15 protein-coding genes are annotated in these 15,193 nt (G+C 43.4%); 2 read left to right on the plus strand and 13 right to left on the minus strand.

Going from position 1 to position 15,193, the window contains the following annotated elements; translation table 11 throughout:
• Positions 1–331 precede the first annotated feature (331 nt).
• On the minus strand, positions 332–838 hold the full coding sequence (locus AC3Y2E_RS34070) for a hypothetical protein (RefSeq protein ID WP_379217799.1): 507 nt from the start codon (positions 836–838) through the stop codon (positions 332–334).
• Between the two features lie 766 nt (positions 839–1,604).
• Between AC3Y2E_RS34070 and AC3Y2E_RS34075 the strand changes: the two genes are divergently transcribed.
• Complete coding sequence (locus AC3Y2E_RS34075; RefSeq protein ID WP_190927450.1) at positions 1,605–2,333, plus strand: hypothetical protein; 729 nt, start codon at positions 1,605–1,607, stop codon at positions 2,331–2,333.
• 1,308 nt (positions 2,334–3,641) lie between these two features.
• On the opposite strand, the gene AC3Y2E_RS34080 is transcribed toward AC3Y2E_RS34075, so the two are convergent.
• The 7 genes from AC3Y2E_RS34080 to AC3Y2E_RS34110 form a co-directional block, all read right to left on the minus strand.
• Positions 3,642–3,854: a hypothetical protein gene (locus AC3Y2E_RS34080; protein ID WP_379217801.1), complete on the minus strand. Its 213-nt coding sequence runs from the start codon at positions 3,852–3,854 to the stop codon at positions 3,642–3,644.
• Positions 3,855–3,906: 52 nt separating this feature from the next.
• Positions 3,907–4,161 (minus strand): hypothetical protein, encoded by a 255-nt coding sequence (locus AC3Y2E_RS34085; RefSeq protein WP_379217803.1) that lies wholly within the window; start codon positions 4,159–4,161, stop codon positions 3,907–3,909.
• Positions 4,162–4,225: 64 nt separating this feature from the next.
• On the minus strand, positions 4,226–5,557 hold the full coding sequence (locus AC3Y2E_RS34090; RefSeq protein WP_379217806.1) for an ABC transporter substrate-binding protein: 1,332 nt from the start codon (positions 5,555–5,557) through the stop codon (positions 4,226–4,228).
• A gap of 34 nt (positions 5,558–5,591) precedes the next feature.
• Positions 5,592–6,953, minus strand: a complete 1,362-nt coding sequence (locus AC3Y2E_RS34095; protein WP_379217808.1) for an ABC transporter substrate-binding protein — start codon at positions 6,951–6,953, stop codon at positions 5,592–5,594.
• Between the two features lie 264 nt (positions 6,954–7,217).
• Positions 7,218–7,424: a hypothetical protein gene (locus AC3Y2E_RS34100; RefSeq protein WP_379217810.1), complete on the minus strand. Its 207-nt coding sequence runs from the start codon at positions 7,422–7,424 to the stop codon at positions 7,218–7,220.
• A gap of 50 nt (positions 7,425–7,474) precedes the next feature.
• Positions 7,475–7,681, minus strand: a complete 207-nt coding sequence (locus AC3Y2E_RS34105; protein WP_379217812.1) for a hypothetical protein — start codon at positions 7,679–7,681, stop codon at positions 7,475–7,477.
• Positions 7,682–7,690: 9 nt separating this feature from the next.
• The gene (locus AC3Y2E_RS34110) at positions 7,691–7,903 is read right to left on the minus strand and encodes a helix-turn-helix transcriptional regulator (protein ID WP_379217814.1); all 213 of its coding nucleotides are present in this window, start codon (positions 7,901–7,903) and stop codon (positions 7,691–7,693) included.
• Between the two features lie 148 nt (positions 7,904–8,051).
• Here AC3Y2E_RS34110 and AC3Y2E_RS34115 point away from each other — a divergent pair, with 148 nt between their 5' ends.
• The gene (locus tag AC3Y2E_RS34115) at positions 8,052–8,387 is read left to right on the plus strand and encodes a helix-turn-helix domain-containing protein (RefSeq protein WP_379217816.1); all 336 of its coding nucleotides are present in this window, start codon (positions 8,052–8,054) and stop codon (positions 8,385–8,387) included.
• A 478-nt stretch (positions 8,388–8,865) separates the two neighbouring features.
• On the opposite strand, the gene AC3Y2E_RS34120 is transcribed toward AC3Y2E_RS34115, so the two are convergent.
• The 5 genes from AC3Y2E_RS34120 to AC3Y2E_RS34140 form a co-directional block, all read right to left on the minus strand.
• The gene (locus AC3Y2E_RS34120; RefSeq protein ID WP_379217818.1) at positions 8,866–9,732 is read right to left on the minus strand and encodes an Abi family protein; all 867 of its coding nucleotides are present in this window, start codon (positions 9,730–9,732) and stop codon (positions 8,866–8,868) included.
• A gap of 112 nt (positions 9,733–9,844) precedes the next feature.
• A complete protein-coding gene (locus AC3Y2E_RS34125; RefSeq protein ID WP_379217820.1) occupies positions 9,845–10,042 on the minus strand; it encodes a hypothetical protein in 198 nt (65 codons plus the stop codon).
• A gap of 50 nt (positions 10,043–10,092) precedes the next feature.
• Entirely contained in the window at positions 10,093–10,497 is a 405-nt protein-coding gene (locus tag AC3Y2E_RS34130) for a hypothetical protein (protein ID WP_379217822.1), read from the minus strand.
• A gap of 497 nt (positions 10,498–10,994) precedes the next feature.
• A complete protein-coding gene (locus tag AC3Y2E_RS34135; protein WP_379217824.1) occupies positions 10,995–14,342 on the minus strand; it encodes a DEAD/DEAH box helicase family protein in 3,348 nt (1,115 codons plus the stop codon).
• Between the two features lie 36 nt (positions 14,343–14,378).
• A partial coding sequence (locus tag AC3Y2E_RS34140) for a restriction endonuclease subunit S (RefSeq protein WP_379217826.1) occupies positions 14,379–15,193 on the minus strand: 815 nt, incomplete at its 5' end.

Here is a 15,193-nt window from a genome sequence, read left to right on the forward strand (position 1 = left end):
AAACCCAACCCCAATCTACAAGAGCGCAATAAGTAAGTTAATTATCTAAATCATATCATCATTAAAGGAAAATGTGCCCTACAATTATCTACGAGTCGTTGAACACATACATCACGATGAGATCCTTCTTCTCTCTGATTCTCTGCGTAACTATGAGATGTGCAATATAAAAAAAAACCACCTCATTATGGAGTTCGTGGTGCTTCTTTTGTTATGTACGTTCCTTTTTGGACGAGCACGACTAATATCCATATTTCCCCATAAACAGCGCATCCGATAAGCCCTTTGCCTTATGTATATCGCAATCGTGTTTTATATTTGAACAACCCCATCACTTGCTTTCTTCTACCACAGCTGTATCAAGCGCCGCCTGCTCCCGCAGTTGCATGCGCTCAAGCGCCTCCTCCACCGTGCTCTTCCCATCCAGCACACTGTCGAATTCCTCCAGTATGATTGACGGCATCACACGGGTAAACGCCTCAGGCAAAGCCAAAAAATCAAACAGCGGGTCTCTCTTTACACTCGGCCCAGGACTCGCAATTCGGTAAAACAGACCGACATCGTGTCCGGCGATTTCCGGAGCATATTCCTGCCGTGCAGGAAGCATTCCGTTCCGTATCCCCGATTCGGTACGGGCAAGTTCATCGCTGTTCAAGTATTGGATAACACGCCAGGCGTTGTCCTTATGGTCGGCTTTCGCGGAAATGGCAAAGATCTCATTGGAACTAAACAGGTTCGCCGTGGCTTCTTCAGATGGATTAATGAAAAACTGAAAAGCGTCAATATGATCATTGACCTCCCTCAGATGCAGATGTATCCGGCAAACTCCAAATAGCACCTAAAGGGGACATGCGCATCGCACGTCCCCAATTCGTCCCCAAACACCTTTTCTACTCACTCAAACCCCGTATACGCTAGCCTTCCGATGTTGGAAGGGAACCCTTGTTAGTAAAAATATCCTTTTAAAAAAATTATATTAAATTACTGTTGTACACTTAAACCACCAAAATATTGAATGAATATCCAATTCCGTAAAGGTTATCTTAGCCGATCAACCTCTAGGGATCGATTGAAGGATATGGCGGTCAGCCTACGGCGATCGAGAACGGACAGCTGGAGCCGTACGCCTACCTCCCGGCGATCCCGCAGCTAAAGCAGTACCAGCTCATCCGCTTCGTTCAGCACGATCCCTCAAAGGCTCGGACGACTTGCCAGCGCAAGGTTGCAACGTCCACGACGGCTGCGCAGTCTGCTCGATAATAGCAATTACCCAAATATCAGCAGATCGCAACGGTTGTTAGACAGAACGAACAAAACCATAATTTTATGTGTAATTGTGAATGCTTATTTCACTTACGTAAGTTTGATATCTCGTCTTTGAGTAATTGAATCATTTCCTGCTGATTTTTAATCATTTCTTCCATTTTAGCTAAAGTACGTTTGTGAAAACGCAAAGCAGAAAATAAAAAGAAGATTAGTGGAGGATATAGGAAAAAAATAAAATAATCTAGCATTATTGCCTCCTTTTTCCTGAAAAGGTATTGACCATACTTGGATAGTAGTCTATTGTTTAAGTGAAGTCAATAAAAAGGAGGAAATTGGTAATGAATCCAAAAAAGTTGTTGTCGCTATCTTTTTTAGTGTGTTTGATGGTATTTTTGTCAACATCGGTGTATGCCCAACAAGTTGATGTTCCCAAGGCTCTCGAGCAATCGGAAAGATCAAAAGCCTTTGCTTACCTCAATAGTGAAATAAACAAAGAAAATGAAAAAAGAGCAGGGAAAATTGTTCTAAATCAAGCGAAAACCGAAACGTATTCCTATACACATGAGGATGGAAGTGTAACGTCGGTTAACCTGAACTCAATTACGGTAAGAAAACAAGATGAAGATAAAGTGAGAGTCAATTCAGACGGCACATATAGTCTTTTAGCTCCGTTGACAGAGAATACCACGGATGCTTCGTTGCTCGCTATTGAAGATGTGATAACTTATCAGAATGGTTCAACATCCGGAAATAGATCAAATTTAATATACTATGCTCAAACCGTTTATGGGAAATGGGAGTACCAACGCAATACAACTACTGGCTTCGGAGTCACGGGTAGTATGAAAACTCCAAGTCATACAGCTCCAGTTTCAGTAAGTTGTGCCCCGTCCTGCACCGCAGGAACTCCTGCTCCTTTTACACTTTTGGTTGAACCATCGAAAAGTGCAGGACATGTTGGTGGTAATACACAGCTTACGTTTCTAGCCGGCGGTGGTGGAACACTATCTTTTATAACTAGAATCATCATGGATGTGAATGGAAATTATAATATCCTTAGTTCATAAGATATAAAAGTCGAAGGCGTCCAGTGGGCGCCTTTTCCTTATGCAGAAGTATTTTGCAGAGCCAGTATTTCAGTTGACAAAGGTTGTCTATTTTCGGCACACCATGCCTTCATCGTCATGCCACTCTCTTTATATACGAACTTACGATTCCTGTCTGCGCTGCGACTTTCAGTGTAGGATCTTCGCAGCACCTGAAGCGCTTCTTGACAACAGCATTGTCCCTCCATCACTTCGGCACCCGCCTCGTCCATCCAAGAGCCAACGTCAGCGCGTTTTATACACCCAAACCGGGAATTCCGGTCGCTGATCCGATCGATTGAGGCAAAAGCCGCAAATCAGTCGTCCATTCTTGCTTTTACAGCATGGATTTGCTGTTTATCATTTTCAGAAACTCCCACGCTTCGCGGATGGCGACGATCCTGGGTATATTGAATGTGGAAGAACTATCAGGGAACTCCAGATGAACAGGCTCTGTGACAACGTCCCACGCCAGATTAGTACCGGGCTGGAGCAAGCGATTCAAGAAACTAGAGGACTGGAGCGTCATTGCCACTTGCTTTTGCAAAAACAAATCTTTACGTCTCGGTTGGTCTTCCCACAAAACCGTTCTGCGTTTGAAACGATCCAAAACCATCCCATACATGCCGCCAACTTGCCGATTCCAGCGTAAACGTCTTGGAAACCGGGTCAAGCATCTGCAATTGGTTGGTACGCCCCATCAAATCGATCAAGGTTCGATCCGTCAGAAACGGGAATACGTTTTGAACAACTCCGTATTTGTAGTACAACGGCTATCAACAAGATGGTGAACACGGTTCCACCAAAGAGCCTGTTTTTCTTCAACATTTGCGGAAATTCCCTTTCATTTAAAATATGAAATGTACAGGCAACGGTCCAAACGAAAAAGCCCACCAGAGGCATTTCCCTCTAGCAGGCTTGGAGAGCTTATAGGTTAGCAAAGTTGGTTTGTCGTTATTCAGAGCGGCCATCTTTTTGATGCTCCGACAGGTAACCCCGGTTTCGCTCTTCCGAGTTAAGTTACTCGATCCCACTCTAATTCACGTTGTCCATGGCCCTCTAGCAGGCTGGAAGTGTATAGGCCGGATAAGGATATAGTGATTAGGCCGAACGGTTTCCTGAATCAACTTTTTATATTTGAACAACCCTACTATTTGTTCTCGCTTTCTTCCGCTACGGCAGCATCAAGTCTCAGCGGGCATGGTTAATTGCTACATTTTCACATCCTGGATTCCCTTGGCTTCATCGCTCTACCTTGATCTATTTGACTTTCGAAATTAGATTCAACAGTCATTTTTTGAAGTCGACCTTTAAACCAACTGCGGTCATAAAATCTATACCTAATATTCCATCAAAACCATAAGGCTCCCTTGTCATACCCAATTGAAGTTTAAACGAAGGTAGAAATATGGTTTCAATATGCAAGCCTTCTATCATTTGTTCGTAACATAACTCATCTGCACCACCAACACCATACATTCTTTTGATAGTCCCATTTATCATATCGAGGTATAACCCAATGTCGGCCACTAAATCCGAATCTCAAGTCTAAGTTTCATTTTCGGATTCCTGTAAAATATTCCTCAATAACTTCAATTTCTTGTTTACTGGTATGAAAAACGTAAAATTCACGCTCAGGGTTTTCCTTATGGTGAAGCTTATAACCTTCCCAAGCATTAATGGGGTTATCATATTCTTCTACAACTGTCATTTCTTCAATCGTACGCAAGCGATTCTTTGATACCGCTTTAATTGCTTCTACTAAAACAAATCGACTGGGGGAATGGCTACAAATTTCAGACCATTTCATAGTACATATCCCCTTCCAGCAGCAGTTTTATTTAGCATAACATACATTTATCTGAACAGCCCTATCACTTGCTTTCTTCCACCACAGCTGCATCAAGCGCCGCCTGCTCCCTCAGCTGCATGCGCTCAAGTGCCTCCTCTACCGTGCTCTTCCCATCCAGCACACTGTCGAATTCCTCCAGTATGATTGACGGCATCACACGGGTAAACGCCTCAGGCAAAGCCAAAAAATCAAATAGCGGGTCTCTCTTTACACTCGGCCCAGGACTCGCAATTCGGTAAAACAGACCGACATCGTGTCCGGCGATTTCCGGAGCATAATCCTGCCGTGCGGGAAGCATTCCGTTCCGCATACCCGACTCGGCACGTGCAAGTTCATCGCTGTTTAAATATTGGATCACACGCCATGCGTTTTCCTTATGGTCGGCTTTCGCGGAAATGGCAAATATCTCATTGGAACTAAATAGGTTGGCTGTAGCTTCTTCGGATGGGTTATACGCAACCGCTCCCGTTATTCCCCAACGAAATGGAGGCGGATTGTTGATCCATTCGCTAACCGTCTGAAAGTTGCCGTCTTTTAACGCAGCCTTCCCCCTCACAAACAGGTTCGCTTCCGTCATATAGTTTCTAGCGCCTTCTTGCGCCCGCTTTCCACCTAGGGCCCCGCTGGATATAGCGTCCGTTACCAGTTGAATAGCGTTTCTCCAGCCCGTTGTGTTCAATGTTACTTGCCGCGTCTCCACATTAACAAAGCTGAGTCCGCCACTGGATGCGATCGTTTGAACGAAATGAAAAGGATGCATGTTATTCGGAGCCTCGTAACCATAGATCCGTTCACCAGCGAAGGCGGTTCGGTTAAAATGGTCCATCAGCTTGTACAACTGCTCCCAACTCATCGAACCTGTCGGTTCCGCTAAGCCATAACGATCAAACAAATCTTTATTGTATACCAGCACATTGCTCGTAAAACTACGGGTCAACCCATACAGCCCTCCGTCGTTTGTCGCCGACTTCAAATAGGTCACGACCACCGGAGAGATAGGGTCCAGATCAAATCCACTTCGCTTGATCGGTGTTGACAGATCTAGCAGGAGCTTATTGGAAGCCAGGAAATCATAATCACTCGGATTTAGAATAAGTAAATCAGGTCGCTCTGTTTCCACAAATTGCGTATAATTTTTGACATTCGTCCACACGCTTGACTCCGGCACTACAATCTCAACATCCAAATCCGGAAATTTGGCTGCGAAGGTATCGCCGTATAAATGATAAAAGCTTTGTTCCGAACCAAACAAAACTTTCAGTGTTGGATCTTCGCTTTCTTTCGTATCTTGAAAGCATCCTGTCACTAACAGACTTACACCAAGGGTACACAAGGCCATCCCTATTTTCTTCATGGGTTAGACTCCTATTCACTCTTGCATTCCTTTGTTATCGTTGTTTACTCGCATACTCCTCATTTACCTTGCGCTGCAGCACCTGAAGCGCTTCTTGCAACGGCATGGCCCCCTCCATCACTTCGGCAGCCGCCTCGTCCATCAGTTGAATAACCATTCGTTTGAGCTCACCGGATACCGTATCGAGCGGATCAACGACCGGAGTTCCCGGTTTGAGCGTATAGGACGCGCTGACGTTGGCCTGAGAACCCGATGCTTTTACCCGGTTCAACAAGAGTTCCTTCTGAGGCAAAAGCCGCAAATCAGTCGTCCATACTTGCTTTTGCAGCATGGCTTTGCTGTACAGCATTTTCAGAAACTCCCACGCCTCTCGCTGGTTGGGCGATTGCGCGCGGATGGCGACGATCCTGGGTATATCGAAGGTGGATGAACGATCAGGGAACTCCGGATGAACAGGCTCTGTAACCACATCCCATGCCAGATGAGTACCCGGCTGGAGCAAGCGATTCAGGAACCCGGAGGACTGAAGCGTCATGGCCACTTGCTTTTGCAGAAACAAATCTTTACGGCCCGGTTGATCTTCCCACAAAACCGTTCCGCGCTTGAAGCGATCCAAAACCAGTTCCCATACATGCTGCCAACTTGCCGACTCCAGTGTAAACGTCTTGGAAACCGGATCGAGCATCTGCAATTGGTTGGTACCTCCCATCAAGTCGATCAAAGTTCCCGGCGAGGAAGGATAGGACACGCTCAGTCCATACAAGGGCCAGCCCTCCTCATCCGTTGTCGGGAAACGAGCAGCTAACTGGAGGATATCTTCCCAGCTCATTCGATCCGTCGGGAACGGGACCCCATACGCTTCGAACAGCTCCGTATTGTAGTATAAGGCCATCCGGTCCACTTCCAGAGGAAGACCGTGCAGATGCCCCCCGCTTCGTTGTCGCAAATCGGTAAGGATGGCGGGATCGATTCCCTCCAGATCCAAGCGATCTTGAGCCATCCAGCCATCCAACCTAGCGAGACGCCCGTCCAGCGAGGCCTGCTCATACGATTTCGCGTTCATCCATAGAAGATCCACCTGCTCCTCTTCAAGCATGCGGGCGACACCTTCCGGCTCCAAGATCGATAGCAGATTCTCCCCCGGAGCCGCAGTAACTACCTCGAAAGAGATGTTCGGATAGCGAAGCGAGAAGGCCTTCCCATAATTGCTCATAAACCCATCCGCATGTTCATAGGCGACCTTTAGCCGAACAGAGCGGTTCTCATCGATCCCCTCATCAACCTTTTGCTTCTGGCTGCCCATCACGTAATAGATAAACAAGACAATGGCTATTAATAAAATGGTGAACACAGATCCAGCAATGAGCCCGTTCTTCTTCAACTTTTGATTTGGCATTGTATTCTCCCACATAAGGTTCGTTTTCACTTAACTTGTTTCATTCGACAATTGTAATAAATTCCCTTTAAATGTTGAAATGTGAAATGTATAGGCAACGATCCACACGAAAAAGCCCACCAGAAGCATTTCCCTCTAGCAGGCTTGAAGAGTTATAGGTTAGCAAGCTGATTTTGTGGTTATTCAGGGCGGCTGCATCCTCTTGATGCTTCCGACAGTTAGCCCCAGTTTCGCTCCGCGCGAGTCGAATTACTCGATCCCACTCTAATTCACGCTGTCCTTGGTCTTCTTCTCCATGCGCTCACGGATCCGCTTAATCTCAGCACGCCGCTCCGGCGAGAACTTACTCTCATCCACAAGCCCCAGCCGGATCTTCTTCCGGAAACGGACCTCCAGAACCGTGCAGAGAACGAACAGCAGGACAAACGATCCAATAAACCAACCAATCGACGCTTCCGTAGGAATGACCATGCTCACGGCTCCTTTACTCGTGTTGTTTATCAGCCGGGCTGACTTAACTTTTAATGGCCTTCGGCCATCCGGTGAACCAAAGAAACCGCTACATAGATATGATCGTCCTGCACAACCAGCTGCTTCTGCACTGTCTGATAGGAGACACCTTGTATGGATACGGCATCGACCACTTCTAGGGCGAAGAGTAGTTGATTGATGCTGGGGACGTTGGTTTCCCAAGTCCTATTGTCGGGGAGTTGCCATTGTATGTTCATGGGCGGTCCTCATTTCTCAACTTTTACTGAGACATCAAAGAAGATTTCATCTACTGTAACTCCGTAGTAATCAGCTATCCGTTTGGCCAAAGGTAATGACGGATTACGATCTCCCCTCTCGATGGCACCGAGCATTTGTCTAGTAATCCCTACTGCTGCAGCAACTTCCGCACGGGTTTTGTTTCTTCTAAGTTGAATCAGCAAACAGCGTTCCCGTTCCATATCCCCACCTTCTTTGGAAACATTTTGTTTTCATGTATTCCATATTATAGAAACAAAATGTGTTCGTCAAGGTATTTTGGAAACTAATTGTGTCAACCATAGTGTGGAAACTGATTGTTTCCTATAATAGCAAACAGGGGGTGATCTCTTGTTTGGAGTACGATTAGCAGCTTTACGCAACGAGATGGGATTAAGCCAGTACCAACTGGCCGATAAACTTGAATTTTCACGTGGACAGATCGGAAACTATGAGCAAGGTACAAGAGAACCCGACTTTGCAACGTTGATTAAAATAGCGGACTTCTTCGAGGTTAGTACTGATTATTTATTGGGTAGGAGTTCGGAGAGGGTTATTATTAGAGCGGATACTAATGAAACTAAGCTCTATAATGTGGCATACTTTGGTTCAGAAAAAGTAATATTGAGTGATAATGAGGCGGTTTATCTTAGGGAGAGTTTGGCTGTTTATAGGAGGGTAAGGTAGTGCTTTGAAGATTTATTTCTAGCCTAATAAGAAATTACTCACTATACTTCGACATGCATTAACATCTCATATTTAAGAAGGGCGCAGGATACCCCTGCTGTTCATCCTTAATAAACTCCTGCTAAAAAAACTTTCAACCTGTATTCCACCGTTGACATCATAAATAAACTCATGCTACAAAACAGTCATTTTCTCAATTTTTACACAACATTTCTATTACGACTTTATTAAAATCTGAATAATGTCTTGAAGGAAAAACCGGGGAAGGGCTTGATGGATCCGGGATTGCCCCGATCTCCATTCATCCCTTCCCCGATTTTATCACGGCTTTATTCGATTATTAGCACGAATTTATTTGTCATATCACGAGTTTATTGCGGGGTTACACCTGCACTCTTCCTTTTATACTGTTAACTATATGTACCGTATTTAGGTTAGTTCCTACTTTTTTGCCTTCTGTTATAATTACCTTAAAACCTCACTTCTCAAGCTGTTCCTTCCACTCCTCATGGAATCCTAATAGTCTGATGTCAACGTCATTATACTCTTCTATAATAGACTCCAATTCTATTACCCATGTTTTCCAAATTGAAATATCAGTAACAAGATATTTCAAGTTAAATATCATAGCATATAACTGGTTTTCTTTAATAACTTTGGCCTTATCCAGTTCCCTAAATTTCACGCTTACTGGTAGCTTTTGATTAAACATCCTACTATAATGAGCGCAGCGATTTCTAACGATAGTCAAAACATGTAGCCAATTTGATATTTCCTCATATCGCAAATTGTAATATTTTGATATTTCTTTTTTATCTTTATTTTTAAGATTCTTAAAAAGTTTTGAAAGCCAGCTGAATGTTAACACCTCTACAGCAACCCAGATAGGGAATTTGCCAGAATACTTTGCAATATGATGGATTACAAACGGATCTTTCGATTTCGCTATGCTTTTACTAAGTTCTTCATTAAAATCTTTACACCAAGCTGCATTATAAAACATAATTTCATCTTCATAACCATCTGGACCATATCTATGAGCAATAGTATATGATAGGTGTGTTCTAAATGATATTTCGACATATTCTACTACCTTCATTAAATGTTGCCTTAGTCTAGTATCGAACTCATAATGACGATATATTTTATCAAAGGTTGTATCAGTAAAGAACACATCATCTTGTTTAAATGTTAGAGCGTAAGCAGTAAATCGATAGTAGTTAACTCGCTTTAATATTGAGAGGGCTCTGGCTTCATCAGAGATTATCAAACCTCTAGAGCGAAGTATCTCAATTTGTTTATCATATGTGGTAGGAGGCTTCAATACAACATCACTTGTGGTCATGAAAAATCACCTATATAAAAAAAATGTCCGGCCCTCTTTACGCTTCCATCGGATAGGCGCGGGCCGGATCTGTTACATTGATGATATGATAGGTGTATGATAATGTCAACAATTAGTTTGCTTTTAATATTAAATTATTATCGCTTAGCTTCAATTCCAAGAAGGTATCCCCTTGCATCCGTTCGACCTGTACATAACCGCCCGCCAAGCTGGCCGCGATCTTTACCACGAATTCCACGAGGGCTCCGGCCTTGCCTCGTACGATTCGGGCGGACATGAGGCTGTAGCACCAATTGGCCGTCAATGCCATCGTTAATAACTCCTTTCTGTGAAAAACAGAAAAAGCACCGGTTAGGGTGCTTACTCCGTAAACTTATTCGTAATCTCATCACATATTTTAACGATGTTAGTCTCCGCACGTTTTTGTCTCATAAGACCTCTTTCGCACGCTGTCTGGTTGATTGTTTTTCTTAACAAATCGATGCTATTAAAAGCTTCTTTTGTTCCTTCATGATATTCCAAAAATTCATAGACGAGGTTTTCATGCTCTCTTTTGATAAAATCAGGAGCTTCTATATTATTTAACATATTGATACACTCACCATGACTTCTCATTAACGTACTAATCTCTGAAATGCTCTCATTTAACTTGGTGCTATCATCAGGATTCTTTATCGGGAATATCGCCTTTGATTTTGCTGAGTTAGCAATTAAGTTATTTCCGATATAGTCAAGTATTTTTGCATATGCAGTTATTTCATTCAAAGTATTCCCCCCTCTCTCCCATATCTTACCTCATGTCTTATTTTACGTCTATGAAAAATACCGACACCAATTAAGATGTCGGCTATAGGAGAAAGGTTATAAAACTCAATTAATATTATTGCACACTATCATAACTACTGAAATATATGGCCGAAAGTGCCGAGTACTTTATCCACTACTCCACTGTGGAATTCAAAATCTTAATACTCTTAGAACAATAAAGGCTGATCAAAAAGTAATAAGTAGTTATACGGAGCTACAGCATGCGATCCAGGCAACAATCCACTACAATTACGTTTTGATTGCTGTTATCTGCTGTAATCGTAGGTGTATGTGTCCACAGAGCAATTGCACAGCTCATACATGCACGTGTGAAATATTAGGTTTTGTTAGGCTGTTGCCTACAGCGGGAACATGCACGGATTGGTTGGAGTCTGTGCTAATATTGTACAAGCCTTATAAAATAAGGTTTTATACGGCATAACTTCGTCTTCCCATTAACCCATAATCTTAATCGCATTCTCTTTTATCCTCGTAACCATCTCTACAAGCCTTCTTTGTTTCGTTCCATCAAACAGCTTGACAAAACTTTGTGGTTTATCAAAAGGTGGTTTTGTCAATTCAGCTACATTATCGATATAGCCGTTCTGTACGATATAATCAATAACCTTTTTGACAAAGACGATTTGCACCTGACTCAGCGACTCATCGTTAATAAATTCAGAGAACGCCACAATCGCGGCTTCATATTCCAGTTTAGCAATTTTTCGTACCAGCAGGCCGAACGGTGTATCCTGAAACTCTCTTTCATAATCCTCTGCAGTGCCAAGCTCCCCTGTAAAGATCTTTTCTAAACTCTCATAGTCAAGAACGGTAAGAGGAATGTTATTGCGAAGCTTATGAATAGCAAGTGTGTCACGGTTCTGTTCAATATAACGGTTAACCTTCAGCTTATAATTCTCAAAGTCATAGGCCTGGTACATAGCTTTTCCCTCACTGATTGTGAGAATTTCATCAGCAAGATTTGTATAGATCGGGTTCCTTCCACCCTCATCTACTATAAACTTAACTAGACTTCGCAGCTCAACACGTACCTTCTCAAAATTCAATAAATCAGAGTTCTCCCAAAACTCGTCTGTTCCAATCGTGTTAATAAGTTGCAGCTTTTCTTTGATCTGTGGAATCGTAGCACGCTTCAATAGGTTTATAGATACATCTATCAGCTGCTTCTTACCTTTTTTGAATTGTGGCAGTCCCTCAATCTGGGCGATCATTAATCCATACATAAAATTGTCAAATCGCTTGGCATGCTCATCCGTGTCATCCATATAAACAATAGGCGCAAGATATGTGATCAGGTTAGCTTTATCTAGGTCCGTTAGACAGATAAAGGCTTCCGTAGATTTGTACTTCTCGACATATTGCAACTGCATCTTCACAGAAACCAGTTCCGTATTCAGAGCATTTATCTGTTGTGTGACAGTCTCTATCAGGTCTGTACGGATCGTTTGATAAGACTCATCGATAAAGACGGACTGCTGCATGTGATGAATCAGTCGAATTCGTTTTGCGTAGATGGCTTCGGATAGGCTCTGGGCTTCATTGCCCTGCAAACCCTCCTTGTGTTGACGGAAAAACTCAAAATTCCCGAGATAATCAAAGATGACGAAGCGGGTTTTATCTTCTCCCTCTCCGAATAAGTTCTTGCACAGCCTCGTACCGCGGCCGATCATTTGCCAGAACTTCGTTTTTGAACGAATTCGCTTAAAGAACACTAAGTTGACGATCCCCGGTACATCTATGCCCGTATCCAGCATATCCACGGATACGGCGATATGAGGCTCTTTACTCGCAACCTTAAAATCATCAATAAGACTTTGGGCATAACTGTCATCGGAGACAATACGCTTAGCAAAACTGCCATAATACTGCGGAAACAGCTTATTAAACCGCTCTATGATATATTGAGCGTGTCTTTTATTTTGAGCGAAGATAATCGTCTTCCCCAACCTGTCACCGCCTGCTACCTTAATGCCCTTGGTCATCAAATCTTCCAGCACTCTATCAACGGTTGATTGGTTAAAGATAAATTCATTAACTGCAGGTGAGGGAATAAATTCAGGCATATCGCCATCTTCATCTGCGAAATCCTCTTCATATCGCGCCTGATCTTCTGGGGAAAGTTTATCATAGGTAATCCCCTGCTCCAGGAACTTCGTCGTGACTTCAATGTTATGGTAAGGTACCAACACGTGGTCAACCTCTACTGCGGTCTCATAGGCATAAGCATAGGTCGGCACGCCGCTCTCCATCTCGAAGAAATCGTACGTATTACGGTCAACTTCCGTCTTCGGAGTTGCTGTCAAACCTACAATGATACCGTCAAAATATTCAAATATCGCACGATATTTCTTGAAAATACTTCTGTGCGCTTCATCCACAACAATCAAATCGAAGTGGGCAGGAGTAAACAAACGCTTGCCATCATCACTCTTGGCATGGTCAATAGCGTTAAGCATGGTCGGATAAGTTGAAAATACAATGCGAGCGGTCTTATCATCCTTATTACTTAACAAATTACATAGGGACATATCCGGTAGATAATTCTTGAAGTCATCCTTAGCTTGTTTAACCAAGCCCGTTCTGTCCGCCAGAAATAAGATATTCGTTACATATCCACCTCGGGATAAAACATCGGTCAAACTGGACGCTGTTCTCGTCTTACCTGTTCCTGTAGCCATGACGAGTAAGGCTCGTCTATGACCTGTCGTAATGTTCTCGCATACAGATCGGATAGCTTCCTTCTGGTAGTAACGGTCTGTGATGTTATCATCAATGAGTACTTCGTCTAACACTTTACGTTCGTTGCGGCGGTTCATCAGCTTTTCCAGATCAGCTTTTGAGAATACACCGCTTACTTTGCGCTGTGGAGAGGTTACGTCATCCCAAAGATTGGTCTCAAAGCCGTTGGTGGTAAACATCATGGGGCGTCTGCCGGTCATTCTCTCTAAGCAGTCTGCATAGAGCTTGGCCTGATGAGTTCCGATTTTCGCATCTTTGGAGGTGCGCTTAGCTTCGACGATCGCAAGGGGTAATCCATCTTTGCCGTAAAGCACATAATCGGCATAGCCTTTCTCCTCATGATTAGGCATACCGTAAAGCTCCACTTCTTCTCGCACATCATCGCCGAATATCCAGCCAAGCAGCTTCAAGTCCACATCGATATATTTTTTACGAGTACGAAACTCAGAGATGTCCTCAGGTTTAAAATGGCGTTCTTCCTTATGCTGCTCTTTATCAGCAGTAAGTCGATCACTCATAGCCGCGATCTTGGCACGGAGTGCCTCAATTTCGGAATCCTTTTGTTCAATTAAGCTATCTTTTTCTTTGATCTTCGCTTCGTCAAGAACGACCTTTTCGGCAGGAATATTTTCTTCCGCGAAATGGCGTTCTTCATAATTTGCACCATAGCAATAATCTAGCCACTGTACGAACTCAAACAACGCGGAAAGCGAAAGAACTGCATCGCTTCTGCTGATCGCTTTGTCGGTATGTACCGCAAGGTTTCCCAGCTTGATGATATAGGGCAGCTTGCCCCATGTCTGGTTCTCCATTGCGAATTTGAATGAGGGCTCGTGAATTAATGCCTGCAAATTGTCCTTATAGGGCATGGTAATGGTGTTATCGGCAGCATACACCCATTTCACCGCAAGCTCAAAAGCCTTGCGGCTGCCGACCGCCGCCATCGCAGGGGAGGTGGCAAGCACCCGCTCCGCTTCGATGCATGCAGTAGCAAACAACGTGTATTCGGTTTGTCCTTGTAAGAATTCAAAGTTTGCAGACATTATATTCACCTTCTCAACTAAGTAGTTATGGTCGATTTACTCAAAGTACTCGCTCATTAAGCTGTCAAACAGATACTGCGTTTCGTCGATCGCCTTTTTCACAAGAGCTTTTTGCTCTTCGATTTTGGTTATGATGTTGGCGAATTGGATTTGAAGATGGAGGGGGATCATAGGAACCACCAAATTCGAAATAGTACCTGCGTTCAAATTCTTCATTGTTACACCAACCGATTGATGTTCTAATCTCGCTCGCATTGCATCTGATGAAATAATGCGTTGTAGCATCATAGGTAAATAGTCATTTTCAATTCTTATAAACATACTTCCTGTTCCGCACAGAAACCCTTCGTCATCAACTACGGCACAACGTCCTATCTCCCCTCTTCGTCCAACGACTATGTCACCCGTTTTCATACTATAACTCTTAAGCTCTTTAAATTTTTCTTTACTCAATGTCAGCCTCATATCTGGTACTATTTTGTTACCTACTATGTGAGAAGGATTGACAAGCGGGAATCCTCCTTCTATATAATCCTCTACGTGAAGTAAACTACCGAATGGGCCTATCTTTACTACTGAAAAGTCCCCAATAGCTTTCAAATTCCACCCCTTTTCATTGGTGACAGGATCACCGAACATATCGTTAAAGGTGGATTTGATAAGGTTGTCCAGCTCTACAAGCTGCTGTTTGCGCATGGCAAGCAGTTCCGCGGCGGTGTCTAATGTTTTGGCAATTTGCTTTTGAGTTTCGAGAGGTGGGAGAGGACAAATAATCTCACTTAAGTTTTGTTTATTTATAGCTTTAAATGTGCTCCCAGTTCCTTTTTGATTCAACTCAGCATGTTTCAATT

It is taken from the genome of Paenibacillus sp. MAH-35, assembly GCF_058135425.1.

Bases quoted from the DNA above. Each gene is read 5' to 3' on its own strand.
- AC3Y2E_RS34075 (WP_190927450.1), top strand. From the start codon at position 1,605: ATGAATCCAAAAAAGTTGTTGTCGCTATCTTTTTTAGTGTGTTTGATG.
- AC3Y2E_RS34080 (WP_379217801.1), bottom strand. From the start codon at position 3,854: ATGATAAATGGGACTATCAAAAGAATGTATGGTGTTGGTGGTGCAGAT.
- AC3Y2E_RS34085 (WP_379217803.1), bottom strand. From the start codon at position 4,161: ATGAAATGGTCTGAAATTTGTAGCCATTCCCCCAGTCGATTTGTTTTA.
- AC3Y2E_RS34090 (WP_379217806.1), bottom strand. From the start codon at position 5,557: ATGAAGAAAATAGGGATGGCCTTGTGTACCCTTGGTGTAAGTCTGTTA.
- AC3Y2E_RS34095 (WP_379217808.1), bottom strand. From the start codon at position 6,953: ATGCCAAATCAAAAGTTGAAGAAGAACGGGCTCATTGCTGGATCTGTG.
- AC3Y2E_RS34100 (WP_379217810.1), bottom strand. From the start codon at position 7,424: ATGGTCATTCCTACGGAAGCGTCGATTGGTTGGTTTATTGGATCGTTT.
- AC3Y2E_RS34105 (WP_379217812.1), bottom strand. From the start codon at position 7,681: ATGAACATACAATGGCAACTCCCCGACAATAGGACTTGGGAAACCAAC.
- AC3Y2E_RS34110 (WP_379217814.1), bottom strand. From the start codon at position 7,903: ATGGAACGGGAACGCTGTTTGCTGATTCAACTTAGAAGAAACAAAACC.
- AC3Y2E_RS34120 (WP_379217818.1), bottom strand. From the start codon at position 9,732: ATGACCACAAGTGATGTTGTATTGAAGCCTCCTACCACATATGATAAA.
- AC3Y2E_RS34125 (WP_379217820.1), bottom strand. From the start codon at position 10,042: ATGGCATTGACGGCCAATTGGTGCTACAGCCTCATGTCCGCCCGAATC.
- AC3Y2E_RS34135 (WP_379217824.1), bottom strand. From the start codon at position 14,342: ATGTCTGCAAACTTTGAATTCTTACAAGGACAAACCGAATACACGTTG.